Annotated in this window: 21 protein-coding genes; 9 read left to right on the forward strand and 12 right to left on the reverse strand. The window is 71.7% G+C overall.

What is annotated here, in order from left to right; genetic code table 11:
• Nucleotides 1-43: 43 nt before the first annotated feature.
• The 4 genes from WMF33_RS28565 to WMF33_RS28580 all read right to left on the reverse strand — a co-directional run bounded on the left by WMF33_RS28565 (nucleotide 44) and on the right by WMF33_RS28580 (nucleotide 4,915).
• Nucleotides 44-1,615, reverse strand: a complete 1,572-nt coding sequence (locus WMF33_RS28565) for a glycoside hydrolase family 26 protein (RefSeq protein WP_437331589.1) — start codon at nucleotides 1,613-1,615, stop codon at nucleotides 44-46.
• Nucleotides 1,616-1,941: 326 nt separating this feature from the next.
• Nucleotides 1,942-2,652: a zf-TFIIB domain-containing protein gene (locus WMF33_RS28570; RefSeq protein WP_437331590.1), complete on the reverse strand. Its 711-nt coding sequence runs from the start codon at nucleotides 2,650-2,652 to the stop codon at nucleotides 1,942-1,944.
• 50 nt (nucleotides 2,653-2,702) lie between these two features.
• Entirely contained in the window at nucleotides 2,703-3,185 is a 483-nt protein-coding gene (locus WMF33_RS28575) for a hypothetical protein (protein ID WP_437331591.1), read from the reverse strand.
• A 242-nt stretch (nucleotides 3,186-3,427) separates the two neighbouring features.
• Nucleotides 3,428-4,915, reverse strand: a complete 1,488-nt coding sequence (locus WMF33_RS28580) for a leucine-rich repeat domain-containing protein (protein WP_437331592.1) — start codon at nucleotides 4,913-4,915, stop codon at nucleotides 3,428-3,430.
• Nucleotides 4,916-4,918: 3 nt separating this feature from the next.
• On the opposite strand from WMF33_RS28580, the gene WMF33_RS28585 reads away from it, so the two are divergent.
• The 3 genes from WMF33_RS28585 (at nucleotide 4,919) to WMF33_RS28595 (ending at nucleotide 7,486) form a co-directional block, all read left to right on the forward strand.
• Complete coding sequence (locus WMF33_RS28585) at nucleotides 4,919-5,935, forward strand: aldo/keto reductase (RefSeq protein ID WP_437331593.1); 1,017 nt, start codon at nucleotides 4,919-4,921, stop codon at nucleotides 5,933-5,935.
• Between the two features lie 63 nt (nucleotides 5,936-5,998).
• Entirely contained in the window at nucleotides 5,999-6,799 is an 801-nt protein-coding gene (locus WMF33_RS28590) for a helix-turn-helix domain-containing protein (RefSeq protein WP_437331594.1), read from the forward strand.
• A gap of 132 nt (nucleotides 6,800-6,931) precedes the next feature.
• Nucleotides 6,932-7,486, forward strand: coding sequence for a dihydrofolate reductase family protein (locus tag WMF33_RS28595; protein WP_437331595.1), 555 nt, complete (start codon nucleotides 6,932-6,934; stop codon nucleotides 7,484-7,486).
• Between the two features lie 63 nt (nucleotides 7,487-7,549).
• Here the strand turns inward: WMF33_RS28595 and WMF33_RS28600 are convergent, their stop codons facing one another.
• From WMF33_RS28600 to WMF33_RS28615, 4 genes are read right to left on the reverse strand one after another with little or no spacing between them, the layout of a single operon-like run.
• On the reverse strand, nucleotides 7,550-8,752 hold the full coding sequence (locus WMF33_RS28600; protein WP_437331596.1) for an ABC transporter permease: 1,203 nt from the start codon (nucleotides 8,750-8,752) through the stop codon (nucleotides 7,550-7,552).
• A complete protein-coding gene (locus WMF33_RS28605; RefSeq protein ID WP_437331597.1) occupies nucleotides 8,746-9,477 on the reverse strand; it encodes an ABC transporter ATP-binding protein in 732 nt (243 codons plus the stop codon). Before WMF33_RS28605 ends, WMF33_RS28600 begins: the two co-directional genes overlap by 7 nt.
• A 1-nt stretch (nucleotide 9,478) precedes the next feature.
• Nucleotides 9,479-10,726, reverse strand: coding sequence for an efflux RND transporter periplasmic adaptor subunit (locus tag WMF33_RS28610; RefSeq protein WP_437331598.1), 1,248 nt, complete (start codon nucleotides 10,724-10,726; stop codon nucleotides 9,479-9,481).
• The gene (locus tag WMF33_RS28615; RefSeq protein ID WP_437331599.1) at nucleotides 10,723-12,228 is read right to left on the reverse strand and encodes a TolC family protein; all 1,506 of its coding nucleotides are present in this window, start codon (nucleotides 12,226-12,228) and stop codon (nucleotides 10,723-10,725) included. The genes WMF33_RS28610 and WMF33_RS28615 overlap by 4 nt, the downstream gene beginning before the upstream one ends.
• 116 nt (nucleotides 12,229-12,344) lie before the next feature.
• Between WMF33_RS28615 and WMF33_RS28620 the strand changes: the two genes are divergently transcribed.
• From WMF33_RS28620 to WMF33_RS28630, 3 genes are all read left to right on the forward strand, one after another.
• Complete coding sequence (locus WMF33_RS28620) at nucleotides 12,345-13,067, forward strand: response regulator transcription factor (RefSeq protein ID WP_437331600.1); 723 nt, start codon at nucleotides 12,345-12,347, stop codon at nucleotides 13,065-13,067.
• Nucleotides 13,068-13,119: 52 nt separating this feature from the next.
• Nucleotides 13,120-14,463: a sensor histidine kinase gene (locus WMF33_RS28625; protein WP_437331601.1), complete on the forward strand. Its 1,344-nt coding sequence runs from the start codon at nucleotides 13,120-13,122 to the stop codon at nucleotides 14,461-14,463.
• 87 nt (nucleotides 14,464-14,550) lie between these two features.
• Complete coding sequence (locus WMF33_RS28630; protein ID WP_437331602.1) at nucleotides 14,551-15,804, forward strand: cytochrome P450; 1,254 nt, start codon at nucleotides 14,551-14,553, stop codon at nucleotides 15,802-15,804.
• A 50-nt stretch (nucleotides 15,805-15,854) separates the two neighbouring features.
• On the opposite strand, the gene WMF33_RS28635 is transcribed toward WMF33_RS28630, so the two are convergent.
• Entirely contained in the window at nucleotides 15,855-17,555 is a 1,701-nt protein-coding gene (locus WMF33_RS28635; protein WP_437331603.1) for a tannase/feruloyl esterase family alpha/beta hydrolase, read from the reverse strand.
• A gap of 198 nt (nucleotides 17,556-17,753) precedes the next feature.
• The gene (gene eutB / locus WMF33_RS28640; protein WP_437331604.1) at nucleotides 17,754-20,000 is read right to left on the reverse strand and encodes an ethanolamine ammonia-lyase subunit EutB; all 2,247 of its coding nucleotides are present in this window, start codon (nucleotides 19,998-20,000) and stop codon (nucleotides 17,754-17,756) included.
• A 743-nt stretch (nucleotides 20,001-20,743) separates the two neighbouring features.
• Between eutB and WMF33_RS28645 the strand changes: the two genes are divergently transcribed.
• A complete protein-coding gene (locus tag WMF33_RS28645) occupies nucleotides 20,744-21,598 on the forward strand; it encodes a hypothetical protein (RefSeq protein ID WP_437331605.1) in 855 nt (284 codons plus the stop codon).
• Between the two features lie 108 nt (nucleotides 21,599-21,706).
• On the opposite strand, the gene WMF33_RS28650 is transcribed toward WMF33_RS28645, so the two are convergent.
• Nucleotides 21,707-22,252, reverse strand: coding sequence for a response regulator (locus WMF33_RS28650; RefSeq protein WP_063823800.1), 546 nt, complete (start codon nucleotides 22,250-22,252; stop codon nucleotides 21,707-21,709).
• 46 nt (nucleotides 22,253-22,298) lie between these two features.
• On the opposite strand from WMF33_RS28650, the gene WMF33_RS28655 reads away from it, so the two are divergent.
• Nucleotides 22,299-23,606, forward strand: a complete 1,308-nt coding sequence (locus WMF33_RS28655; RefSeq protein WP_437331606.1) for a sensor histidine kinase — start codon at nucleotides 22,299-22,301, stop codon at nucleotides 23,604-23,606.
• Between the two features lie 149 nt (nucleotides 23,607-23,755).
• On the forward strand, nucleotides 23,756-25,798 hold the full coding sequence (locus WMF33_RS28660) for a membrane dipeptidase (protein ID WP_437331607.1): 2,043 nt from the start codon (nucleotides 23,756-23,758) through the stop codon (nucleotides 25,796-25,798).
• Between the two features lie 116 nt (nucleotides 25,799-25,914).
• Here the strand turns inward: WMF33_RS28660 and WMF33_RS28665 are convergent, their stop codons facing one another.
• The gene (locus WMF33_RS28665; protein WP_437331608.1) at nucleotides 25,915-26,307 is read right to left on the reverse strand and encodes a hypothetical protein; all 393 of its coding nucleotides are present in this window, start codon (nucleotides 26,305-26,307) and stop codon (nucleotides 25,915-25,917) included.
• Nucleotides 26,308-26,878: the final 571 nt, after the last annotated feature.

Consider the following 26,878-nt stretch of genomic DNA (forward strand, 5'->3'; position numbering starts at 1 on the left):
GGCGGCACGTCATACGACGCCCTCGACCGTCCTGCACGCAGCATCAGTGGTGCGGCTGGTTCACGTACGGGTCGCTCCCCGCCGCTGCATAGCCGGCCACGGACTGGCTGCTCGAGTCGACGGCCAGCTTGCACGGGCTCCGGTGGGTCACGTTGGAGTTGTAGAACTGCACCGCCTTGATGTCGGGATACCGCTTCAGGGCGTCGACGATGCCGCGCATCCACTGGCCCTTGCGGTTCGGGTCGGCCGGGTCCTCGTGGCTGGAGAACTCGCTCAGGATGTACGGTTTTTCGCCGTGCCAGGCCATCTGCGCGGGCGCGTGCATCCAGTCGTAGTGGCTCCCGAACGTGGTCGCGGGATCTTTCCACCCCGATCCGTTGCACTCGTAGAAGTTGTACGGATCGTATCCGATCCAGTCGACGTAGGTGTCTCCGGGGTAGAGCGCGGGGAGCCGGGCGCGGGTGCCGCTCCAGCCCATCGGGGTCCAGACCCACACCACGTTGGTCGCGCCCGCCGCGCGGAACATGTCGACGATGCGCCGGTACGCGGCGACGTAGTCGGCGTCCGGGCCGTCGGCGCTGTGGACGTCGGTGTTGTCCATCTCGTGGTCGAACGCGATCATGAATTTCCCGGGCGCGTTCTTGGCGCGCTCCGCGGCCGCCCGGATGACGGCGTCCTGCGAGCCGTTCGCGATCTCGGTCCACGTGACGTTCTGGCCCGCGGAGTAGCGGCGCGACTCCCAGGACAGGTGGACGATGTACCCTTCGTTCATCTGCGCCGCCTCGAACCTGTCCGGGAAGACGCCGTTATCGGTGGTCCCCCAGTCGTGGTAGCGATACACGATGTCGAGCTTGCGGCCGGCCTTCGCCTCGAAGTCCTTGATCGCGAGGCCCCAGTCCCAGCCATAGCTCCTCGACGAGTTGTACGCGCCCCACCAGGCGCCGTTCCTCGGCACGAGCTTGTCCGACACGGCGGGCTCCTCGTCCGGGGGCGTGCCGCCGCCGCCGTCGTCGTCCGGTGTCGTGACGTCGATCCAGACGATCGACGAGACGAGCGAGCCTGTGCCGGCGGTGTTCTGGAAGACGAGCTCGGTCCGCAGCCGGTCGCCGTTCGCGACGGCGAGGCCGCCGAACGTCTCGCTCAGGTTCTGCTGGCTCGCGCTGAGCGCGCGCGCCGGGCCGGAGCCGAGCAGGGTGTCGCCGTCGTAGAGGTGGACGCGCACGGTGCCCGCGCCGCCGTTGATCGCCCAGGCCTGGTAATTGACGACGACCTGGCGCGCGCCGCCCGCCGGGGCGCCCGAGTAGCCGAGCGTGAGCGACGCCGTGGCGGCGCCTGGCGCGCTCCGCGCGAACGTGCCGCCGCCGTCGCTCGCCGCGAACGAGGTGCCGTCGTCGACGAGCTTGAAGATGGGCGCCGTGCCGCCCCCACCCCAGATCTTGTCGAGCGCGACGTCGCTCGTCGGCGCGAGGCTCGCCGTCTGGGCCACGGCCGACGCGAGCTGCTCCGACGGCTCCGTTCCGGCGAGCTCTCCCGAGCTGCAGGCGGCGAGGAGCGAGGGCGCCGCGCAGAGGAGGAGTCGCACATCGAGCAAGGCAAAGCGGGTCCGAGAAGTCATCATAGGAGGATAGAGAAAGCACATATCGATCGACGGGCAAGACTTTGATTGAATTTCGCACCTTCTCCAGCCACGCTGCACGCAGAGGGCTCAATAGGATGCCTTGTCGGACATCGCGCTCACCGCGCCTGGCCGCGCCGATCCCTGGGGCTTTCGCGCAGCGCCTCTTCAACACGCGCGCACGCGCGCTGGACTGTTAAATAGTGTGATGATCAGGAGAAGAGTTGTAGCCGCCGCGCCGGCGGCGCTCCGGGCGTGTGCGGGCCTCTCGTCCGTTGTCCGCCGCCCCTCGCCGGCGGCGTGTCGTCGGGCGCCGTGGGCCCCGCTCAGCCGGAGATCCGCGACAGGAGCTCGAGCAGCTCCTTCACCGCGTCCAGCCGGGCTCTCCGGGCGTCCCAGGACGAGGCCATCGTGGCGACGCTCGCCCGCCTCGCCGTCTCCCTGGCGATCTCCGCCTGCCGGCGCGAGCGCGCCTCGTCCTCGATCTGCTGCTGGCGCGCCCTCGCGGTGCCGCCGGCCTCGGCGAAGGCGAGGAGCTGCGGCAGCTCGCCCCGGTCGAACCAGGTGCCGTGTTCCCTGCAGATGTCGACGATGATGCCGCTCTTTCCGGCGAAGTTCTTGCGGTTCATCGGCTGGCCGCAGGCCGGGCAGCGGACGTAGCGCACGCGGACGTCGACGTGCTCCGGGCGCCGCGGCGGCCTCGGCGCGGCCGCGCCGTAGCTCTCCCGGCGCTCCAGGAGGTCGCGCAGGAGCGCGTGGTCGACGAGCTGGCCGCCGCATCGGCCGCAGTCGCGCAGGAGGCCAGTCGCGGCGCGGAACGCGGAGAAGGGCACGCCGCAATCGGAGCAGAGGAGCGCGTCGAGCTCCGCGATCGGCTCCAGGCCGAGCTCGTGCCCGCATCCGTCGCAGCGCTCGGCGTCGGGCAGGTTCAGCTTGTAGCAGCCGCCGCAGCGCACGGTGGCGAGGGGGCCTGTGCACCCCGGGTAGCAGAGCCCCTCGGCGTTGATCAGGAGGCCGCAGCGCGGACACGTGCGCATCGCCCCGATGCTAGGCGACGGGCGCGCTCGCGAGAAGCGGCGCCGCGCGCTCAGCGCACCCGGAGGGGGCGCGCCGAGGGGCGGGAGCTCCGGTCTCGGCCGCCGGGCGGCGCGCTGGAGCGGCGCACCACCTTCCGGAGCTCCTCGACGAGGTACCCCAGGGCGACGTCCTCGTCGTGGAGCACGACGACACTGTCGTTGTTCTCCTCACGCAGGAGCCGGTTCACCTGCAAGGCGCCGACGGCCGTCCGGACCACGATGGCGACGGCGGCGAACTCCTGCACGAGCATGCTGCGGGTGCGCATCGTCGCGGCCTCGAACGACGGATCGTTGTTCATCGGGGGCCGGCGGAGGTCGATGAGATGGCCGAGGCTCGGGCGATCGAGCGATTCGTAGACCTGGAGCGCCTCGGTGTGGATGCGGATGAACTCGTCGGGGGACGCGTACGGGTGCTCGGAACGGGTGCTCCGGACGATCGAGCGCTCCTGATCGAGCGTGACCGTCAGGTAGTCGTTCTGCAGCAGCACCGTCATGCCCAGCAAAGGATAGCGGGCCGGCGGCGCGCTGGCACTGAAAAGCTCTGCCCGGATGGAGGCGCGGCGGCGGGGACTGGGCTGCCACACCGTGGTCAAGCTGAGGCACCACAATCCACCGCTGCCGCAACGTGGAGCCTTGCGAGCTCATCTGTAGCGACCGGCGGGACGTCCTCACTCGGCCGAACGGCGCCGGGGACCAGGGCTCAGCGCGCCGGCGCTGCGCTCCTGGGCGGGCGCGCTCATTCGCCGCAATGAGCCCCGTGCTCGCAGGGATCGCACGCGGCGGGCAGGCAGTAGCCCGTGACCACGATGTTATTCGCGCAGAGCGCGTCCAGCACGTCGCCGAAGGAGCTTTCTCCGGGGTTCCCCGCGATCGAGACCCGCGCGCAGCGGTCGAACTCGATGTCGTTCAGCAGGGACGCGTCCTCGATCAGGTTGTCCGACAGATCCAGCGTGTGGACGCGCGGTACGCCCACGAGCGGCGAGAGGTCGGTGATGGAGTCGGAGCTCGCCTCGATCCACATGAGGTTCGTGAGCCCCGTGACCCAGCTCAGATCCGCGCCGCTCGGTCCGATGTCGCTGATCTGAACCACCATGAGCTGCGGGTGGTTGGCGAGCGGGGACGGGTCCGTCAGCGGATTGCCGGCGAGCCCAAGGCTGTTCAGGCGGGGCACGTTCGCGGGCTCTATCCCTGCGATCGACGCGATGCGATTGCCGCTGAGCTGAAGGCCCTCGAGGAACGGAAGAGCCGCGACGATGCTCGCGTCCTCGACCTCGGCCCTCTCCAGGTGGAGCGCCGTCAGGGAGTGGTGGCTCGGCAGCGTCGCGAGGCTCGTCACCTTGGTGTAAGTGAAGTACGCGTTGTTCAGGACCGGAAACTTGGAGAGGCTCGAGAGCTCGGCGACGAGGGTCCGTTCGACCGAGAGATGGAACAGGGCGTCCAGGCCGTCCAGCCCTTCGAGGGCCTCGAGCGGATTTCCCGACAAGGTCAGGTTCTGAAGCTCCGGAAGGTCGTTCAGGTCGCTCGTCGACGACACCAGGTTGTCTCTCGCGGTCAGCGTCATGAGCGCCTGATGCCCGGAGAGCGCCCCCAGCGAGACGATCCGGTTCGCGTCCAGGTGCAGGTTGTAGAGCCGCGGCAGGCGCGTGAGGATCGAGATGTCCTCGATCCGATTGCCCGCGAGGAACAGCTGCTCGACCGACGTGGCACACTCGAGGCCGCTCAGGTTCTCGATGCCGAGGTTGTCGAGGGAGAGTGATTCAGGCACGGCGAGCGCCGCCCCCGGAATCGGCTCGTCGGCATCGAGGCCGAGCTGCTCTCGCAAGCCGGCGGCGAGCGCTGGATCCGGCACCTCCACGGTACCGTCGCAGCCCTCCGGGGCCGGACTGGCGTCGACCGTGGTGCCGCAACCGAAGAGGGAGAGGCACGTGGCCAAGGCGAAGCAGCCCTGCATTCTGGTGAGCATACGGAGGCTCCTCAGCAAACCTGGTGCCGCCGCGGAGTACCGCCGGCTCTCGAGGATTTCGCGCATCGCCGTGCCCGATGAGCCACCCTGCGCCACGCCGCTGTGCCACGCTTGCCGCCGGCCTCCGATGGGAAGGACCGGACATCTCGTCATGAGCGGCTCGCCGCGCACGAGCCGGTGCATGACGTGGTTGTCGCCCGCCCGGACCGTCGAGATGTCCGGTTTATCCAATCGGAGGCCGCGGGCGCGTGCCATGAACATCCCATGACCGACCTCGACGCCACGATGGGCCGCTCCCCCCTCCGATCGACTCCGCTGGGCACGACCGGGCCCAGCGTCTTTCCCGTCGGCCTCGGCTGCATGGCGATGTCCGGCGCCTATGGCCCGGCCGAAGAGGCCGAGAGCGTGGCGACGATCCGCCACGCCATCGAGCGAGGGATCACCCTGATCGACACCGGAGACTTCTACGGCAACGGGCACAACGAGCTCCTCATCCGGCGCGCGATCGAGGGGGTGCGCGACAAGGTCCAGCTCTCGGTGAAGTTCGGCGCGATGCGCGGCCCGGACGGCGCCATGCTGGGCATCGACACCCGCCCGGCGGCCGTGAAGAACTTCGCGGCGTACAGCCTGCAACGGCTGGGCGTGGAGGTCATCGATGTGTACCGCCCCGCGCGCCTCGACCCGCAGGTGCCCATCGAGGACACCATCGGGGCCATCGCCGACCTCGTCAAGGCCGGCTTCGTCCGGCATATCGGGCTGTCCGAGGTGGGGGTCGAGACCATCCGGCGTGCGAGCGCGGTGCACCCGGTCGTGGACCTGCAGATCGAGTACGCGATCGCGACGCGCGGGCCCGAGGCGTCGATCTTCCCGGCCCTCGCGGAGCTCGGGATGAGCGCGACGCTCTACGGGGTCTTTGCGCGGGGGCTGCTCACCGGCAGCAAGCCTTCGGGAAAGGGCGACTTCCGACAGTACATGCCGCGCTTCGCAGGCGAGCAAGGGGCAAAGAACGCGAGCGTCGTCGAGAAGCTCCACGCCTTCGCCGGCGAGCGCGGGATGACGCCGGCTCAGGTGGCGCTCGCGTGGGTGCTGGCGAAGCATCCCACGCTGGTGCCGGTCATCGGGGCCCGCACGCGAGCCCAGCTCGACGATGCCCTCGTGGCCCTCGACAAGCCGCTGTCGGCGAGCGACGTCGCGACGCTCGAGACCATCGTGCCGGCGGACGCGATCGGCGGCGCGCGCTACGCCGCGCAGCAAATGAAGGTCCTCGACAGCGAGCGGTAGCCGATCGATGCGGGCCCCCGCGTCGGCTTGAACGGCCGCACGAGAGGCGTAAAGGTAACGTACATGGCCGCAGCGATGGAACTCCCCACCCTCGCGCTCCCGCGCTTCGTCGAGGAAGTCCGTGCGGTCGCGCCGCCCCCCGGGCAGGCGCTCGACCTCGAGTGGCTTCCCGACGGCAGAACGACCCTCGTTTTTCGAGCGCTCGAGGGCGCGCGCGAGGGGGATGTGTGGGTCGCGGGCCCCCGGACGCGCGCGCTATTCAAGACCAAGACCGGGGTCGCGCGGACGGTCACGCTTCGGTTCAGGCCAGGCTGGTCGGTTCCGCTGCTCGGCGTGGCGGCGAGCGAGCTCACGGACCGGATGGTTCCGCTGGAGGACGTGTGGGGCCGCGCGGGGCGCGAGCTCGGCGGTGAGCTCCTCGCCGCGAGGAGCCGCGCCGACGTGATGGAGCGCGTCGCCCGGGCGCTCGCCCTTCGTGCCGGCCAACCCTTCGAGACGGCATCGGGGAAGCTCGCTCGTCGTGCGGTTCGCTTGCTCGAAGAGGGCGAGGTCCGGGTGGAGGGTGTTGCCGACCGGCTCGGCGTCACGGCGCGGCATCTTCGCCGCGCCTTCGCCGAGAACGTCGGCATCGGCCCGAAGGAGTTCGCGCGGGCCGTCCGCCTGCAACGCGCGGTGCGAATGGCAGCGACCTCGTGCGACTGGGCACGCATCGCCGCGGACGCGGGCTATTATGACCAAGCCCACCTCATCGCCGACTTCCGTCAGCTCGTCGGGCTCACACCGGGCGCGCTCTTCAAACGCGCGGGCGGCCGGATGACCCAACCGAAGCTGAGCCTGTCGGAGTTTCCTCTGCCTGCCCTGTAGCTCGCTCGGCACGGCGACCGTCATCGACATCGCAACGGCTTTGGTCCTCCCCCGCTTCCATCGGGGGTGTCGACGGAAGCGGGGGAGGACCAAAGTCTCCCGCCGCCTGCTCCGCCGTGGTACATCGGCGCCATGGGCCTCTTGACCTTCGGACTCAACGTGACGCTGGACGGGTGCTACGACCATCGCGAGGGGATCGCGGACGACGAGCTGCACGACTACTTCACGCAGCTGATGGACGCAGCCGGGGCGATGCTGTGGGGGCGCGTCACGTACGAGCTCATGGAGAGCGCCTGGCCGGCGGTGGCGCGCGACGAGAACGCGCCACGCGCGATGCGGGAGTGGGCGCGCAAGCTGGAGGCCAAGCCGAAGTATGTGGTCTCGGCCTCGCGCCGCGACTTCCCGTGGAACAACACCTTCCGCGTCGAGGGGGATTTGCGTGAGGCCGTAACGCAGCTGAAGGAGAAGACCCCGCAAGGCGTGCTCGTGGGCAGTCCCACGCTCGCGGCGGCGCTCGAACGGCTGGGGCTGATCGATGAGTACCGTCTCGTCGTCCACCCCGTCTTCGCCGGCCACGGGCCAACCTTGTTTCAGGGCCTGGAGCCCTCGCGGCGCCTCGAGCTCGTCTCGACGAGCCGCCTGAAGTCCGGCCAGGTCGCGCTGCATTACCGCCGCAAAGAGGGGTGACCCGATCAGGCCGGGCAGTCCTCGTCGTCGCGCGTCACGCGGCCGCCCCCAGCCCCCCCGCCCTCACTCGAACCGCAGCGCCTCCACCGGATCCAGCCGCGCCGCGCGCCGCGCCGGCCCCACGCCGAACGTGATCCCGATCAGGATCGACACCCCGAGCGCCAGCCCCACCGCGTACGGCGGCACGATGGTCGCCCACTCCCCGAACCGCGACAGCAGCACCGCCGCCCCGTACCCGAGGCCCACGCCGGCCACCCCGCCCGCGAGCGACACCACCACGGCCTCGACGAGGAACTGCCGCAGGATGTCCTTCCGCCGCGCCCCGACCGCCATCCGCACGCCGATCTCGCGGGTCCGCTCCCGCACCGACACCAGCATGATGTTCATGATCCCGATGCCGCCCACGATCAGCGACACCGCCGCCACGCTGCCGAGCAGCGTCGTGAACGTGCCCGTGATCTGCCCCATCGTCGCCAGCATCTCCGCCTGCGACCGCACCTCGAAATCGCTCGGCTGATCCGCGCGCAGCCGGTGCCGCAGGCGCAAGAGCTGCTCGAGCTGCGCGATCACCACCTCGGACCGGTCCTCGCTCGCGAGCTGCAGCGAGATCGTCGACAGGTGATCTTGCCCGAACAGGACCGACCGGTGCGTCGACAGCGGCACGAACACCCCGTCGTCCGGCGAGCCCATCCCCGAGCCCTTCTCCGCCAGCACCCCGACCACCCGGAACGCGCTCCCGTTGATCTGGAGCCGCGTCCCGAGCGGCGAGCCCCCCGGATAGAGCTGCCGCGCCACGTTCGCGCCGAGGACCACCACCCGCGCGCGCTGCTGCTCGTCGAGCTCCGAGAACCCGACGCCGCTCGCCACCGACAGCGACCGCACCTCGAGGTACGCCGGCGTGATCCCGGTCACGGACGCGTTCAGGTTGCTCGCCATGTAGCGGAGCTGCGCGCTGCCGCTCCGCTCCGGCGCCACCGCGGCCACGCCGTCGAGCGCCTTCAGCGCCTCGGCGTCCGCCTCCGTCAGCGTCTTCACCGTGCCCGAGCGCACCCCGCTCGCCGACGCGGACCCCGGCCGCACCATCAGCAGGTTCGCGCCGAGCGACCGGATCCGCCCCTCCACGCTGCTGCGCGCGCCCTCGCCGATGCCGAGCACCGCCACGACCGCCGCCGTCCCGATGATCATGCCGAGCATCGTCAGCAGCGTCCGCAGCCGGTTCGAGGCGAGCGAGCGCCACGCGCTCTTCGCCGTCTCCTTGATCAGCATGCCCCCTCCATCTCGCTCGCGTGGAACGCCGCCACCACGGTGCTCGACGGGCCATCGGCCACGATGTGGCCGTCCTTCATGTGGATGGCGCGCGCGAGCGCCCGCGCCACGCCGAGGTCGTGCGTCACCATCACCAGCGTCGTCCCGTCCGCGTTCAGCGACATCAAGAGCTCCAGCACGTCGCGCCCCGTCCGGCTGTCGAGCGCGCCCGTCGGCTCGTCGCACAAGAGGATCGACGGCCGCGTCACGATCGCCCGCGCGATCGCGACGCGCTGCCGCTGCCCGCCCGAGAGCTCGGACGGCAGGTGCCGCGCGCGCGCCGCGAGCCCGACGCGCGCGAGCGCGTTCTCCGCGAGCGCCCGGCTGTTCTTCACCGCCCCGTAGAGCAGCGGCAGCTCGACGTTCTCCGCCGCCGTCATCCGCGGCAGCAGGTTGAAGCTCTGGAACACGAACCCGATGTGCTTGTTCCGGAGCGCCGCGAGCTCGTCGTCGTCGAGCTCCGCCACGTCGCGCCCCCCGAGCCGGTACGTGCCCTCGGTCGGCCGATCCAGGCACCCGAGGATGTTCAGCAGGCTCGACTTCCCGCACCCGGACGGCCCGATGATCGCGACCGACTCGCCGCGCCGCACCTCGAACCCGATCCGGTCGACCGCCCGCACCGCGAGGTCCGCGCGATCGGCGTGGTACACCTTGGAGAGGCCGCTCACGAAGACCGGGACGTCCATCTCAGCGGCCCCCCCGGGCGCCCATGCCCATGCCCATCCCGCGCATCGGGTTCTGCCCGCCCCGCTGCCCCTGCCCGCCCTGCTGCGGGCCCGGCGCGCTCACGACCGGCGCGCTCGCGAGGACGTCGTCGCCCTCGCTCAGCCCCTCGACCACCACCATGCTCGTCCCGTCGGTCGCCCCGGTCTTGATCGGCCGCTCCTCGCCGTTCGCGAGCCGCACGAACCGCCGCTTGCCCGACGACTGCACCGCCAGGAGCGGCACGAGCAGCACGTCCTTCTGCTCCGCCGTCACGATCTCCACGTCCGCGCTCATCCCCGACCGGAGCAGCGACGCCTCCTTGTCGTTGACGACGATCTCGACGTCGAAGGTCACGACGCTCGACACCTCCTTGCCGAGCGGGCTCACCCGGTCGACCACGCCCTGGAACACCCGGTCCCCGTACGCGTCGACGCGGATCTCGACCCGCTGGCCGGGGGCGACGCGGCCGATCTGCGCCTCGTCGATGGCGCCGACGATGCGCAGGTTCGACAGATCGGCGAGCGTCATCACGGCGCTGCCGCCGCTCACGTTGGTGAGCGCCGACGATACCAGCGTCCCCTTCTCCACCGCCACGTCGAGCACCGTGCCGGCGATCGGCGCGTAGATCTGCATCTCCTTGAGGCGCGTCTCCGCGTCCTGCACCGCGAGCTCGGCCGTCTTGAGCTGCGCCTGGGCCGCTGTCACCTGCGCGCGCCGGAGCGTCATGTTCGCGCCCGCCACCTTCGTCGAGTGCGCGGCCGAGCGGGCGGCGTCGGTCGAGCCCAGGCCGAGCTCGGCGCTCTTCTCGGCGATCCCCTGGCTCACCTCGTTGTTCTTGCGCTCGAGGTCGGCGACAGCGAGCGACGCCTGCGCCGCGGCGAGGTCCGCCTTCACCCGGTCGCGCGCCACCCGCGCCTCGGCGAGATCGCGCTCCGCGTCGATCGGATCCAGCTTGACCAGGAGCTGCCCGGCCTCGACCTGGTCGCCCTCCTTCACGAGCACCTCGATGACCTGGCCCGAGGCGCGCGACTTCACCTCGACCTGCACGTCGGGCTCGATCTTCCCGGACGCCGCGGCCGTCTCGGTCAGGCTCCCGCGGCGGATCTCGACCGTGGGCCCGGCGGGCGCCTTCGAGGGCGTCTGATACCAGGCGTACCCGCCGATCGCGAACGTCGCGATGGCCGCCGCGGCCACGCCGGACATCAGGTAGCGTTTCTTGTTCCTGTTCATGACGACCTCCTGGGGAGCACCGAAGCGAAGCGATCGAGGAGCGCGCCCGCGGCGTGCTCCAGCTGGAAGCGCGAGGTGAGCGCCGTGACCAGGGCCCGCAGCTTGCGGAGCTCCGCCTCGCGCAGCGTCTGCTCCGCCTTCACCACGTCCGCCGACGTCGACGTCCCGAGCAGCAGCCGCTGCCGCTCCGCCTCGGCGAGCTCGCCGGCCAGGCGGGCGGTCTCCGTGGCGAGCGCCACCTGCTCGTCGGACGCCTCGAGGGTCACGCGCAGCGAGGTGAGCTCGGCCGCGATCGCCTCGGCGCGCGCCTTGTAACGCGCCTCCGCGGCCGCGAGCTGCGTGCGCGCGCGCGCCGCGTCGGCCGACGCCCGGCCCCCGCCGAACGGCAGCTCGAGGTCGAGCCCGCCGAGCACGGTGAACGCCGGCCGCCCGCCCAGGAGCGAGACCCCCGACGTGCCGTCGTCCGCCCACGGGGTCTTCACCGAGGCGGTCGTGAACACGTCGAGGCGGACCTGGTCGGCGTCCTCCGCGGCGCTCACCCGCGCGCGCTGCGCCTCGAGATCGGCGCGCAGGGCGGCGAGCTCCTGGGACCGCTCGGCCGCCGCGCGCGTCAGCGCGTCGATCGGGGGGAGCGGCCCGAGCGAGGGCGGCGCGCCGGTCGGCGAGAGCGACGAGGCCTCCCGCGGGGCCATGCCGAGCGCGCGGCCGAGCGCGATCGCCCGCGCCGAGCGCGTCGCGCGGGCCTGCGACAGCGCGTCCGCGATCGACCCCGCCGAGGTCGAGAACTGCAGGACGTCCACCCGCGTGCCGGTGCCGAGCGTCTCGGCGCGGGCCTTGGCGTCGTTCAGCTGCCGCTGCGCGGCCGCGAGCGCCTGCTCCTGCACGCCGATCGCCTGCTCCGCGTACCAGAGCTCCCAGTACGCCTCGAGCACGTCGAGCGCGGTCTGGCTCGCCGCGAGGTCGCGCTCCTGCTCCGCGGCGATCGCCGACGCCTCCGCCTGCGCGATCGGCGCGAGCACGGCGTCGGTCCCGGCGCCCCGGAGCAGCGGCTGCCGCGCGGAGACGTACGCCTCCGCGGTGGTCGTCGGCCGGAGGACGCCGTTGCCCTCCAGGCTGCGGGCCGCGCCGCCCCACGACTTGTTCGCCGACGCGCCCACCTCGAGGCTGGTCCCGACGTCGGTCGTGTACCGGAGGGCCACGTCCGACGCGACGGTCGTGGTGCCCGAGATCCCGCGGCCCCCGTTCCCGAGGTCCTCCGCGTATTGACCGGTCACCGAGGCGGACAGCGTGGGCTTGCGGGCGCCTTGCTCGGCGGCGACGGCCTGCCGCGCGGCGGTGGCCTCGAGCAGGGCCGCGCGCAGGGCCGGGTTCTGGGAGGCTGCGCGGCCGACCGCCTGCTCGGCGGTGAGCGTCTCGGCGCGCGCCGCGCTCCCCAGCGTGCACGTGGCGATGACGGCGAGGGACGCCAGCCACGGCAAGGGAACGGAGCGAGTGAGCGTCATGCGGCCCAGGCTAGGAGGCAGTGTCTCAAGAGGTGTCCAGTTCGTGTAAAGATTCGTCAAGAGCCTTTTGACCAGGCCTTACACAGCGCCATGACGGCCGCGCTACAGTCGCCGACATGGCCGATCCGCCTCAGATCCTGGTCATCGACGACGACGCCGAGCTCTGCGAGCTCCTGGCCGAGCTGCTCGGTCAGGAGGGTTACGCGGTGGAGAGCGCGCGCGACGCGATCTCCGGCCTCGCCCGCGCGCAGGAGAAGCCGTTCACCCTCGTGGTGCTCGACGTGATGCTGCCTGGCCTCAACGGCTTCGAGGTGCTCACGCGGCTCCGGCAGAGCTCCCGGGTGCCGGTCCTGATGCTGACGGCGCGGGGCGAGGACGTCGACCGCATCGTCGGCCTGGAGATGGGCGCCGACGACTACCTGCCGAAGCCGTTCAACCCGCGCGAGCTCGTCGCCCGGGTGCGCGCGCTCCACCGGCGCGCCGCCCACGCGGGCGCGGCCGCGGCGGGGCCGGGCGCCGCCGAGGCGCAGAGCGTCCTCACGGTCGACGATCTCGAGGTGCTCCCCGCGGCGCGGCGGGTCCGGGTCCGCGGCGAGGAGGTCCGGCTCACGACGGCCGAGTACGACCTGCTCGAGGTCCTGGTGCGGCAGGCGGGCACGGTGGTCTCGCGCGAGGATCTCGCGCGGCGCGTGCTGGGCCGCCGCCTCGCGGCGTACGACCGCGGCATCGACATGCACGTCTCGAACCTCCGCCGCAAGCTCGGCCCCGGGCCGAGCGGCGGCGAGCGCATCAAGACGGTCCGCAACGCCGGCTACATCCTGGCCCGGGAGCGCCCGTGAGGCGCCTGCCGCGGAGGGCGCTCGCGAGGCGCCGCGGCCTCGGGGGGCGCGCGTGAAGAGCCTCTTCCTGCGCCTCCTGGTCTCGCTGTGGATCGCGATGGCGCTCCTCGTCGGGCTGTTCGCGGTGATCCACGGCTGGGCGTTCTCCGCCGAGTCGAGCTCGCTGCGCCGCCGCCTGAGCACGCGCAGCGTCGAGCTCCGGGCGGAGAGCGCGCTCTTCTGCGCGCGCGACGGGCTCTCCGGCTGCGAGCAGCGCCTCTCGCCGCTCGAGCCGCGGGATCAGCGCGTCGCGGTCTACCGGTCCGGCGCGCTCGTGAGCGGCGAGCCCATCGAGGGCGCGCCGCTCGTCGAGGAGCGGGCGCGGCGCTCGGCGGACGGCATCGCCGTCGAGGTGGGCGAGCGGGAGCTCGTCGCGGTCGTCCTGCGCCGCGACCCGTCGTTCGTGGCGGTCGCGACCGGTCCGGTCCGGTCGCCGTGGATGTTCTTCATCGTGCCGGAGACGCTGCCGCTCCGGCTGCTCGCGATCGTGGTCGTGACCGGGCTCGTCGCGGTGGTCCTCGCGCGCTACCTGTCCCGTCCGATCCACATCCTGCGGGGCGCCACGCAGCGGATGGCGGCGGGCGATCTCTCGGTCGGCGTCGCGCAGCAGCTCGCGGGCGCGGACGGCGAGACGCTGGCGCTCGGGCGCGACATGGACCGGATGGCGGAGCGCATCGAGGAGCTTTTGGAGACGCAGCGCCGGCTGCTCCGCGACGTCTCGCACGAGCTCCGGTCGCCGCTCGCGCGGCTCAACATCTCGCTCGAGCTCGTCCGCCGCCGGTCGCCGCCGGACGTGGCGCCGGCGTTCGACCGGATCGAGCGGGAGACGGAGCGGCTCAACGGGATGATCGGCGAGCTGCTCACGCTGAGCCGGCTGGAGTCGGCCCGGGGCATGGAGCGGACCGAGCGGGTCGACCTGACGGCGCTGGTGGAGCAGCTGGTCGAGGACGCCGCGTTCGAGGCGGAGCAGCAGGGGTGCTCGGTCGAGCTCGGGGCGCGCGACGCGTGCTCCCTGGACGGGAACGAGGAGCTGCTCCGGCGGGCGATCGAGAACGTGGTGCGCAACGCGGTGCGCTTCACCGAGGCGGGCACCACGGTCCGCATCGACCTCGCGTGTTCGGGCGGGGTCGCCGAGGTGCGCGTCCGCGATCGCGGGCCGGGCGTGCCCGAGGTGGCGCTCGGGGACATCTTCAAGCCGTTCTACCGGGTCGACGATCACCGGGCGCGCGGCGCGGGCGGCACGGGGATCGGGCTGGCGATCACGCAGCGGGCGGTGCTGCTGCACGGCGGCGAGGTCGAGGCGAGGAACGCCGAGGGCGGCGGGCTCGAGGTCGCGCTGCGGTTGCCGGTGGGCTGAGCCTATCAACGCGATCTCGGAAGGTGATATTCGATCGAACGGCCTGAGGGCGGCCTCCCCGCCGCCTCTGCCCGGAGCCTCGCGAGCATGTCGATCGAGACCACCCGCGCCTTCAACCACCTCGTTTCCCCGCACCTGGAGGACCCTTATCCCCTCTTCGAGGAGCTCCGGCGCGAGGCGCCGGTCGTGTTCAACCCGACCTTCGGGATGTGGTTCGTCTCGCGCCACGAGGACGTCGCGGCCGTGGTCAAGGATCCGGTGCGCTTCAGCTCGGCGCAGGTCCTCGCGCCGCTCCAGGAGCCCTCGCCCGCGCTGCTGGCGATCCTGGGCAAGGACCGGAGCGGCGTGTATCCGCTCCTGTCGAGCGATCCGCCGGTCCACACGCGGGTGCGCAGCCTCGTGAGCAAGGCGCTCGCGGGGCCGCGCCTCGCGGCGAGGATGGAGCCGTTCATCCGCGCGATCACCAGCGAGCTCGTGGGCGGGCTCGAGAAGGACGGGCAGGCGGACCTGATGGCGCGCTTCGCCGCGCCGCTGCCGATCCGCGTGACCAGCCAGCTCTTCGGGATTCCGCTCTCCGAGATGGATCAGGTCAAGCGGTGGTGCGACGACGAGACCATGTTCCTCATGGGCTTCCTGCCCGAGGAGCAGCGCGCGGAGCTGGCGCGCAGCATCGTCGCGTACCGCGATTTCCTGCGCGCGCTCGTCGAGGATCACCGGGCGAGCCCTCGCCCCGATCTGGTGACCGAGCTCATCGAGGCGCGCGCCGAGGGCGAGGGCCCGCTCGACACGCAGGAGCTGGTGGGCACGCTGTGCGTGCTGATCTTCGCGGCGCACCTGACCACGACGAACATGATCGGCAACACGCTCGTGTCGCTCCTGCGCGCGCCCGGCGCCTGGCAGGCGCTGCGCGACCGGCCGGCGCTGATCCCCGGCGTGCTCGAGGAGGGCATGCGCTTCGATGCGCCCGTGCAAGGGATGACGCGCACCGTGACCGAGGATTGCCAGCTCCGCGGGGTGAACGTGCCGCGCGGCGCGCGGGTGTTCGTGCTGTTCGGGTCCGCCAACCGGGACCTGCCGGGCGTGAAGGACCCCGAGCGGTTCGAGATCGAGCGCGCGGCCGGGCCGAGCCTCGCGTTCGGGCGCGGCCCGCACTTCTGCGTCGGCGCGCAGCTCGCGCGCCTGGAAGGCGCGATCGCGCTCGAGGAGCTGACGCGACGCCTGCGGGGCGCGCGCCTCGCCGGCGACGCGCGGCTCTCGTACATGCCCAACCTCGTGCACCGCGGCCCGGCCGCGCTGAACGTCGCGTGGGACGCGCCGCCGGGATCGCCCTCGCCCGGCTAGAACGACCAAGCGCCGCCCGCGGCATCGAGCGCGGACGCGGTCGCTCCAGGCTAGTCCGCCGTGCACGCAAAGGACGCGGCGCTATCCATGTCGCCCGAGCCTTTGTACTGGGGCCATGTCGGATAGACACAAAGGGGCCTGGTTCGGCCCGGGACGCCCGTCGTGTCGACGACGATCTGGTCCGTCGCTGGATCCGCCCCCTCTTCGACCCAGCTCTCGAGCGCGGTCAAGTAATCCCACCCTGCGGTGAAGACCGTGCTCACGGAGTGACCAAACCCGGGAACCTCGTAATATCGAAGGAAAGAGTCGACCTCGTCCGCCCCCATGTCCGCCCGCAAGCGCGAGTAATAGGCCTCTACGGCGCGCGGGCTGACGAGCATGTCCTCCGTGCCTTGCATCATCAAGAGCTTCCCGCCCTTCGCGGCGAAGGCGGTCAGATCGGCGTCCGCGACGTCGAGCGCCGAGAGCTCGGTCACCCGTGATGCAAAGGCGCCGGCGTTCGACACATCGAACGTCAGGTAGTCGAACGCGGCGTCCCTGGCGACGGCATAGCGGATGAAGCCGTCCGCGAAATGGGCGCCGTACGACATGCTCTCGGTGACCGGGAACCCCGGCGGCGCGCTCCCCAGCCCGATCGCGGCGACGTGCGGCTGGAGCGGCGAGCTGCTCGCCATGCCCAGATCCGAGATGAACGCGTTGAACCCGGGGAAGCTCGCCTCGCCGCTCGCGAGCGGGATATCGAAGGGCACCTCTCCGTTCGCCTTGCCGAGCGCCGTGAGCTGGGCGTCCGACAGGCACGTGTCCCCCGTGTCGACGCCGTCCGGGCACCGGACAGGCACGCCGTCCAGCGACGCGGTCGACGGATCGAACGTCGCGTTGCAACCCTGGACGTCGCTGATCACCCCGTCGCTCGCGCCGTCGAGCGCGTCGCAGGCGGCCACGGCGGCGCGGTAGAGCACACCGCGCTCCTCGGGGTCGAGGTAGGCGCCGGGCGCCGCGAACGCCTGGACCATGGCGAGGCCGCCGATCATCGCGGTCGTCACGTTCCGGGCAGGGTAAAGCGCGACGCATCCATCCCAGTCCGCTGGCCAGCGACCCGCGACCGCCAGGGCTTGCCGTCCCCCCGTCGAGCTGCCCAGGAAGTACGCCTTGGTCGGGGCCTCGCCGTAGGTCGCCTCGACCACGGCGATGGCCGCGTCGCGCGTCTTCTTCAAGGCGTCGGACACCCAGTTCGCGTACGCCTCCTGGTTCACGGCGAAGGATCCGTCGAGGGGATTCGATTGATGACCAGCGTCGCTTGCAAACACCGCATAACCACGCCCGAGCGGCGTCACCGCGTCGGGCGTGGTGTTCAGCGGGTTGCCAGCGACGTCCGGGATGATCCCGCAGAACCCGCCCCCGCCCAGCATGACCGCTTTCGAGTTCCAGTCGGCGGGGAGCGCGACCTGAAACTTGATGTCGGGAGCCGTCGGATCGACGGGCATGATGTCCCCGGACACGAGACAATATTCGCCGGCCGCGCCGTGCGCCGCGTTCATCTGGGTCGAGGTGACGACGGCGCCGGTCGTGGGCAACCCGATGGAGGCGCTCGGAATCTGCATGTTCGCGAGCTGCGCGCAGCGGACCGCGAGCGGCGGCGCGGTGTCCGGCGCGGGGCCGCCGTCGTCTCCGCTGCAAGCAGCCAAGCACCCGAGGGCCAGCGCGCTCGCGGTGGCGGTCCAAAAGCCGTTCTTCGACGCAAAGGGAATCAATGTGACCTCCGATCCCATCGAGGCTCTCGTGCTCGGCGCTGTCGTGCCCGCGAGACCGAGCGCACTCATGCCCGTACGATGCGGTCCCGCGCCCTCTGCGGCAACAAGCAGTCTTGGTAAACCGATCTCCAACCATGCAAAGCCAGGGCGTACCCCTCGGCGACGACCTCCGCGCGCTCCGCCGGCCGCCGGCGGCGCTCAGGTGGCGCCGCCCGCGAGCAGCGCCTCCAGCCGGTTGCCGGCCGCGCGGCGCGCGAACACCTGCGCGACCTTCTCGGCGATCGCGCCGCCCGCCTCCGCGGCGGGCAGCCCGCCCGCGTGGATGTTCGCGATCACCGTGTACTCGAAACCGATCGCGGGATTGCCGCTGAAGGCGGCGGCGGCCTCCTGGTCCACGCCGGGCGCGAGGCGGTAGGCGAGGTAGGCCGAGAGGCTGCGCGAGGCGAGCTCCCCGCTCCCCGGGCGCTCGCCGAGCAGCATGATCACCAGCCGCGCCCCGAGCCCCGCGGCGACGACCTCGGCGAGCTTCACCCGGCCGTAGCGCGCGAGCAGCGGCTGGCCGACGGTCACGCCGCGCGCCCCGAGCCCGTCCAGGAGGACCGGGAGCAGCTCGGGGAGGTTGTGGTGGACGGCCTCGGCGCTCAGGCCGTCCGACACCACGATCTGCACCTGGGCGCCCTCCGGCGCGAGCCGGGCGGCGCTCTCCGGGGAGAGGCGCGCGCCCGCGTCGGCGGCGCCGAGGTGCTCGTCCTTGCTACGGGCCATCGTGGTGAGGACCCGGAACGCGGCGACGCGCGCCAGCTCGTCCTCGCGCAGCTCGCTCTCGAGCGCCGCCCGCGCGATGGCCTGATCGAGGCGCGCCCGCCGGCTCACCGCGCTCGCCGGGCGCGGGCCGGCCGTGGCGAAGCCGTGGGCCGCGGGCGTGGCCGCGACGAGCGCGGCGAGCTCGGCCTCGTCCGGGCAGAACTGCCGCACGTCGCCGAAGCGCGGCCCGCGGGTGATCGCGCCCGCCGGCGCCTGCTCGTCCCCTTGCCCATTCCCCTGTCCATCCCGCTGTCCATCCGCCGCGCGCGCCAAAATTCCCCGGTCGAGCGCCCACGCCAGGAACTCGCCGCCGGGCGCGCGGCCGTGGAGCTCGCGCAAGGTCTGCACGTCGTGCCCGCTCGTGTCGAAATAGGCGAGCATGCGATCGGTGTTGAGACAGACATCCATGTAGTAGCTGGCGCCCGCGGCCGCGAGGAGCTGGGTCGCCATCTGCTGACCCTCGAGCGTGACGTGGGCGTGGAGGGTGTAACAAGGCGCCATGCCCATGGGCACGCCGAGCAGCTTGCCCATGAAATGATCCTGGAGGTTCGCGAGGATCATCTCGCGATCGTCGAGGTGCGTCTCCGGGCCGATGAACCCGGTGACGTTGTTCACCATGAACGGGTCCCACCGGCGGGCGAGGCCGTAACAGAGCGCCTCCGCCGTGGCCATGTCGATGCCGTCGTGCTTGCCGTAGGTCAGCTCGCTGCCCTGGCCGGTCTCGAAGTACATGAACTGCTCGGCCTGGCCAGCGAGCGGGCCGCGCGCGGCCATGCGGCGATAGCCCGCGTCGATGAGGTCGACGGTGATGTCGAACTCGGTGACGCAGCAGGCCTCGGTGCCGGCGAGGCTCTGGAAGAGGATCTCCACGGGCGCGCCCTGGTCGAGCGCGGCGAGCTGCACCTTGAGGTGCGACAGGCAGCAGATCTGCGTGGGGACGCCGGTCGCGCGGCGGATGCGGTCGAGGTGGCGGAGGATCGCGGCGGTGGCCTCCACCGTGCCGGCCGCGGGGTTGACGCCGAGCAGCGCGTCGCCGGCGCCGACGGACAGGCCCCAGTAGGTCAGCAGGGCGATGCCGCGCGGATCGTCGGTGGGGTGGTTCGGCTGGAGGCGCGAGGCGAGCGTGCCAGGGGCGCCGAGGAGCGTGCGCGCGCGGGTGGGGCGGCTGATCTTGCGGGCGATGTAGACCAGCTCGTGCACGTCGCAGAGCTTGGCCAGCGCCGCGGCCATGACCCCGGTCAGCGCGCGGCCGAGGCGCGCCACCTCCGGGCCCGGGGCGCGGAGCAGCGCGTCCTTGAGCTCGCCGAGGCGCAGCGAGGCGATCCGCGCGAAGGCGCCGCGGTCGATGTCGTAATTGACCCGCATCACCGCGTCGACCTCGCCCCGCTCGTCGGCGAGCGGGTGATCGTGGAGGTGCTCCAGGGTCAGCTCGCCGAGCAGCTCCCGGGCGGCCTCCCGCGCCGCCTCGCTGGGCGCCGAGAGGCCGGCCTTGCGGTCGCCGGCCTTGCTGGCGTCGGCGGCGCCGAGGAGCCGCTTCAGGCCGCGGAACGAGGCGTCGTGGCCGGGCAGGCGGGCCGCGTACCTGGCGTCCGGGCGGACGCGGGGGACCTCGATCCGGTCGAGCGGGATCAACTCCTTCACGGCGCGCGCCTCCCTCCACGGGATATGGCTCGAGGGACGTCACGGCCGCATCCCGCAGAACGAGACCGGCAGTACCTGATCGCGCATGCGGCCAATCTGCACACGTGTCCGCCCCGGGCGAACACATCCCCCCTCCCGAGGCCCCCTGTTTCGATCGCGAACCGACCCGCACCCCCTCCCGAGGCCCCCGTTTCGATCTCGAACCGACCCGCACCCCCTCCCGAGGCCCCCCGTTTCGATCTCGAACCGACCCGCACCCCCTCCCGAGGCAACGCCGCCACGTCGCGACCTCTCCGCGCCGCCTCCCGAGGCCCCATTGTCCGGTTCCGCATCGACCCGCCCCCCCTTCCGAGGCCGCGCCGCCACGTCGCGACCTCTCCGCGCCGCCTCCCGAGGCCCCATGTTTCGGTTCCGCACGTGTCCGGTCCCCCTTCCGAAGCGACGCCGCCACATCGCGACCTCTCCGCGCGCCTCCCGAGGCCGCGCGCCTCGGTCCCGCACCGGCCTCCGACGCCCCCCAGGCCACGCCGGCACGCGACGACCGCTCCACGCTCCCCTCCCGATCCACGCGCCTCATCGGCAGCGCTTCACCATGCCTGAAAGAGTCCAGCGCACGCGGGAGCAACGCAAGAAACCAGCGCAGCCCCCGTCTTGACGCAGGTGACCACAGGACTTCCCTTACCTGCTCACCCGCAATGCCACCTCATGCATTGCCCGCATCACCCCATCAGGAGGTGTCTCTCATGTTGAAGCATCTGAATCTCGACGAGATGGTCGCGCTCCTCTCCCCCTGGGTCGACGATCCCAAGCAGCGCAAGCTGTTCCTGTCGATCCCCGAGATCGCGGCGCTCCACCCGCGGGTCGTGGAGGCCCACGAGGCGGTGGTCGCGGTCCAGCCGAGCAGCGGCGCCGGCGCGGCGTCGCAGCTGCGCGCCCTCATGGACGAGGGCAACGAGGTCGATCGGTGCCACGACCACCTCGCCCGGGCCGTATCGTACGGTATCGACGCGCACCGCGAGCTCTGCCTCGCCGAGGCGCCGGCCGACGCCGCCCGCGCCGCGCAGTGCGATGCCGTCCAGAAGAAGCTCTTTCCCAACGGCCTCGCCATCCTCAACGCCTCGCCGCTCGCCGAGGCGGGCAACACCACCCGCATCGCCCGCCTCCTCGAAGAAGAGCCCGAGATCGCCGACTTCCTCAGGTCGATCCCCGCCCGCGGCAAGGCGTCGCTGCTCGACGTCGTGAAGCGCTGGCTCGCCAAGGGCCGGGAGCTCCAGGCGCTCGAGCGCGCCCGCACGGAGCTCGACGCGACGCAGGCCACCACGCCCATCACCAAGACCACCATCCAGGCCGCCCGTAGCCAGTGGTTCAAGGTCGTGTCGCTCGTGCTCTCCAACCTCGAGGTGTCCCGCGCCCCGGCGCGAGACATCGAGATCATCCGCGGGCCCGTGCTCCGGGCCTCGGATCGCGCGGGCAAGCGCTACCCGAGCGCCACGCCCGAGGGAGCGCCGCCGGAGGACGGGGCGCAAGGCCCCGCCGCCGGGCCGAGCGAGGCCGAGCCGGGCGGGGCCGAGATCGGCGGCGCGAGCGAGCTGCGCTGATCGATCGACCTCGGGTCGGATCCCGTCGCGCCGCCCAGCACGAGCGGATCGCCCCTCCGATCCCGCCGCCCTGAGCCGCATTCGCAGCCCTGAGCCCAGCGCGGCCGGCTACGACCGACGCCGGAGGATGTGCTGGAGGAGCTGGCGGGAAATGCTCAAGAGCTGCGCCGCCTTTCGCCGGCTCCCGCCAGCGCGCGCGAGCGCCTCGTCGACCATGATCTCGCGGACCTGCCCCTCGATCTCCTGGATCGATGCCCGGCCCACCGCCGCGCGCACCTGGGGGCGGAGATCCGGGGGCCGGGTGAGCGCGTCGTCGATGGAGCGCTCCAGCGCCTCCAGGCACAGCGGCTTGGCGAGGAACGAGCGCACGCCCATCTGCGCGAGGCGGAACGACACCGCCGGGCTCGCCGATCCGCTGATGGCCACGATCGTCGGCGCGACCGGGTAGGCCATCGCCCGCTCCACGACGTCGACGGCATTGCCGTCGGGGAGCATCACGTCGGCGATGATCCCTTGAAACTCCCTGCCCGCGAGCGCGGCGTGGGCCTCGGCCACCGACGCGCAGGCGACGACCTCGACGCCGCGCGCCTCGAGGGCGTCGCACAGCGCGCGCCTGAGCCTCACGTCATCCTCGACCACCATCCAGCGGGACATCGTGTGCTAGCGTGCCATCCCGTCGATGGGGGCGCATAGCGCGAAAATGGCGGAGCAGGCGAGCCCCCCGGCGGCGCTGACCGGCGTCCAGCTCGACGCCCTCATCACGCGTGAAGCGCTGCGGGGCGAGCGCACCGCCTCGATCGCGCGGAGCGTCTTCTGCGCGGCCCTCCTCGCGCGGTTCGTCGCCCTCGGCGGCCTGACGCAGCCCGACTTTTACCCGCGCTCCGTCGTCGAGGTGCCGCTGCTCCTCGGCGCGGTGGTCGCCTCGATGTACGTGTGGCGGTCGAGCCGGCGAATCGACGCGCCCTCCCACCTGCTCCTCGTCTCGGTCGGCCTCGACGCGCTGCTGTGCTTCGTGGCCCTCCTGCCGAACGTGATCTGGCCGTGGGAGGGCTACCCGGGGATCTTGCAGACCCCCGACATCGCCGCGCTGTTGCTCACGGTGGTCGCGAGCGCATTCCGGCTCGTCCGCCGGGCCGTGCTCCTCGCGGCGGCGGCGAACGCGCTCTCCGCGCTCGCGCTCATCGCGCTCGATTTCGCGCTGAACGGCGACCACCACGGGTACTGGACGACGCCCTCGCTGTTCCTGCTCCTGCTCCTCGCCGCCGTGTGCGCGGCGCTCCTCGTCACGACGCGCACGCTCAGGGTCGTCGAGGCGGGGGCGAGCGCCGCGCTGCGCGCGGAGCGGGCGCAGCGGAACCTGAGCTTCGTCCTGCACGAGCACCACGACGTGAAGACCTCGCTCTCCGCCGCCCTCATCGACACGGATCTCCTGCGGCGCGAGATCGCGCGGGGCGAATCCGCGAGCGCCGAGCGCATGCTGCGGAAGCTGGAGCAGCTCCGCGACAGCATCGAGGAGGTCGCCTCGGCCATGGGGCACATCCGCGAGCGGACGACGCGCGAGCTCGACGCGCTGCGGGCGACGGCTCCCGCCGAGATCGGCGAGGCGGCGCACGGCGCGCTCCGCGCCGTCCAGCGGCGCTACCAGGCGGTGAAGATCGACGTCACGGGTCGCGCGGAGCGCACCGCGGTCCTGTTCGCGGGGGGGCACGACGCGCTGGAGCGAGTGCTCCTGAACCTCCTCGTCAACGCGTGCGAGGGGACCGGCGAGCGCGGCGCGTCCAGCGTGACGCTGGACGCGCGCCCGCTCGGCGGCGGACGGGTGGCCGTCGAGGTGAAGGACGACGGCCCGGGGTTCCACGACACGCCGAGCCCGAAGCCGGGCGGGTCAGGACAGGGGCTCGGCTTCGTGGTCGGCATGGTGGAGTCGAGCGGTGGGCTCGTCCTGCGCGCCAACCTGCCGCAAGGCGGCGCCAAGGTCACGCTCGAGCTGCTCGAAGCGCCGGTGTGAACGCGAGCGCCGCTCCGGCGCACGGTGCGTATCCAGGGCGGCAAGAAAATTTGCCCTTATCGTGCCGCTGGCCCTCCGGTACTTGCTGGCGCCGAAGTGGATCCTCGCCTGGGCTCCGCCGCTCGCACCCCTCTGGAGGATGATTCGGTATGAAGAGAACCGGCCCGATGACAGGCCCTGCATGGGCGACGCCCTGGAGCGCGCTCGCCGCGGTCACGCTGACGCTCGCGGCCCCCGGCCCGGCGAGCGCGCAGGCGCGGCGCTCGCCGATCTTCGAGTCCGCGCTGAGCGCTCCCGGCCGACCGCTGCGCGGGTTCGTCGATCTCCACACCCACCCGATGGCGCACCTCGGCTTCGGGGGGCACGTGCTCCACGGCGCTCCCGACGTCGACGTGCTCATGGCGCCGGGGACGATCTACGACCCCAGCGGCCAAGGCATGTCGGGCGCCACGTGCAACGGGTCGATGCGGCGCGCCGCCAGCGTCGCGGAGGCGCTGGGGACCAGCTACAGCACGCACCGAGGCCACGATTTCTTGAAGAACAAGTGCGGGAATCACGTCCGCCAGATCGTGCTCGGGGAGATGGCGAAATCCCACGGCATCCGCTCGTTCCAGGTCGAGCGCCCCCTGGGTTATCCGACGTTCGCGCACTTCCCGGCGCATAACGATATCCTGCACCAGCAGATGTGGGTCGACTGGATCCGGCGCGCGAAGGAGGGTGGCCTCCGGGTGATGGTCGCGCTGGCCGTCAACAGCCGCACGCTCGCCCACGGCGTCGAAGCAAACCCGCCCATCGACGACAGGGAGTCGGGCAATCTCCAGATCGCCGAGCTCGTCCGCTTCGTGGGCAAGCACGACACGTGGATGGAGATCGCGCGTTCATCCAGCGATCTCCGGCGCATCGTGGAGAAGAACAAGCTCGCGGTGATCGTCGGCGTCGAGCTGGACGACATCGGCAACTTCGTGTGGAACAAGACGGCGCCGACGGAGGCCCAGGTCCGCGCGGAGATCAGGCGCCTGCACGGCCTCGGCGTGCGCTACGTGTTCCCGGTCCACCTCACCGACAACCTCTTCGGCGGCACCGCCGCCTACGAGGACGAGGTAGCGCGCGCCAACCGCTTCCAGACGGGGAAATGGTGGGACCTCGAGTGCTCCCGCGGAGAGGGCATCACGAAGCGCATCCAGTCGGGGAACGATCTGTTCAAGCTGATGAAGCTCGGCGACGCCGGCGGTCACATCCCGCTCCCGAGCTGCAAGCCGGGCGAAGGCCACAAGAACCGGCTGGGGCTCTTGCCCATGGGCCGCGTCGCCATCAACGAGATGATGAAGCTCGGGATGGTCATCGACATCGATCACATGTCCCAGAGGGCGGTGGGCGACGTGCTCGAGTTCACCCGCTCGACGCCCGGCGGCGCGTATCCGCTCGTCTCGGGGCACAACGGGCTCCGCGGCTCAAGCGGCAACGAGAACGGCCGGACCGACGCCCAGTACCTGGAGATCGCCGCGCGCGGCGGGCTCGCGGGTGTCGGGTTCGGCGACTCCGACGCCCGGAGCTTCCTGCGGAGCGCAGCCGCCGTGGCGGCGATCGCGTCGGGCGGCAAGCCGCTCCAGATCACCCTCGGCTCGGACATCAACGGGATGGTCGTCATGCCGCGCTCTCCCGAGTGCCAGGCGCCCCGGGACCAGGTGGTGACGGTGCCGGGCGACGCCTGGAGCCGCCCGCCCGCGCAGCTCCGGTGCACGGGCGGCGAGGAGATCGACGTGCGCTCCGCGCGCATCGGCTGCCTCGACATCCAGACCAGCGGCAACCTCACGGACCTCGTCGGCCGCGCCTGCAACGCCAGGACGTCCTGCTCTTACAAGGCGCCGTCTCCCGACGAATACGGCCGCGCCGGCGTCCGGGCCGCGACGCGCATGTTCTGTACGCAGGCCATGGAGGTCGTGTACCGATGCGCCGCTCCGGCCGCCAAGGCGTGCGTCGACTACTCCAGGTTCCCCAAGGCCCGGATGGGGAGCCGCTCGTGGGATTACAACGAGGAGGGGGTCGTCCACATCGGGCTCTTCCCGGACTTCCTCAAGCACGTCGAGGCGCTCCCGGGCGGAGAGCAGCTCATCGACCGGCTCTACAACGGCGCCGAAGGCTTCGCGCAGATGTGGGCCAAGGCCGAGACGGTCGGCCGCTCCGTCCCCTGAGCCGTTCACGCCCGTCCCGGAGCTCTAGCGACCCGACCGGGGTTGGCCTGTGGGCGACCCCGGGTCGGGTCGGATCCCGTTTCGCCGCCAACCCGGGTCGGATCCGGGCCGCGCCGCTACTGGCGCAGCCACGCCACGATGAACTTCGTCGTGTTCGCCCCCGGGTTGAACGCGTCGCCCTCGCGGATGCTCGCCGAGAAATTGATGGTCCGGGCCCCGGACTGGGATGCGCTATACCCCACAGCGCCGTCGTGGCCATCGATCTGCACGGTGATCGAACCGGGGACGATGTCCGTCGCGCTGACGAGCTGCGTGAAGCAGCCCCGCGTACCAGGCCAACCGCTGTTGCATTTCACCGTCGAGAGGCCGATCTGGAGCGCCTGCTCCGCCTCTCCCACGGCCTCATCGCTCAGGGCCTCATCGCTCAGGGCCTCGTCGCTCAGGGCTTCATCGCCCTCCTGGGCGACGCAGCCTGCGAGCGCCATGGAGGAGAGGACGGCGATCGCCATCTTCGTGAGAAACCTCGTGCCTCGACCCTTTCCGCTCGACCGGGCTCGCCTGTCATCTCCGGGCCGGGCCACGGCGAGGTTGTCCTGGGATTCGAGGAGTGTGCCTTCTTCGCCCTTGATGTCGTGTGTCACGCGCTGCCTCCATTCATACTTCCGGTGTCTGTCGCTTCAGCGGAGCGGCCGTGGTGAGCGTCTCGCCGGTGTCGCGCGCTGCCCGCGCGCGGCCCCGAAATCCGATGTGTCGCCGAACCACAGAAGCCAGGCGTCCCGCCGCCAAGGTCAGCTACCGGTAGCGGTCTCTCTCATGCAGGTTGTAGCCAATGCAGGGCCTGTCACGAGGTGGCATTGTCCATGACGAGCGGCCCTTCGGGCGTCGCTGCGTCGCGGAGCTCGCGCGAGACCGTGCCTTGGCAACGCGGTGGTACCGCAGGGTCAGAGACACGATAAGGGCAAAGTTTCTTGCCCCACCTGGCAAATTTTCTTGCCCCCACGCGCGCCGCGCGCCCAAGTGGCGCTTGCATTCACGCCGTGGCGGCGTGCCGCGCCCGGGAGGCGACGCGATGCTCTGCCT

It is taken from the genome of Sorangium sp. So ce394, from assembly GCF_051474665.1.
GTDB lineage: Bacteria > Myxococcota_A > Polyangia > Polyangiales > Polyangiaceae > Sorangium > Sorangium cellulosum_D.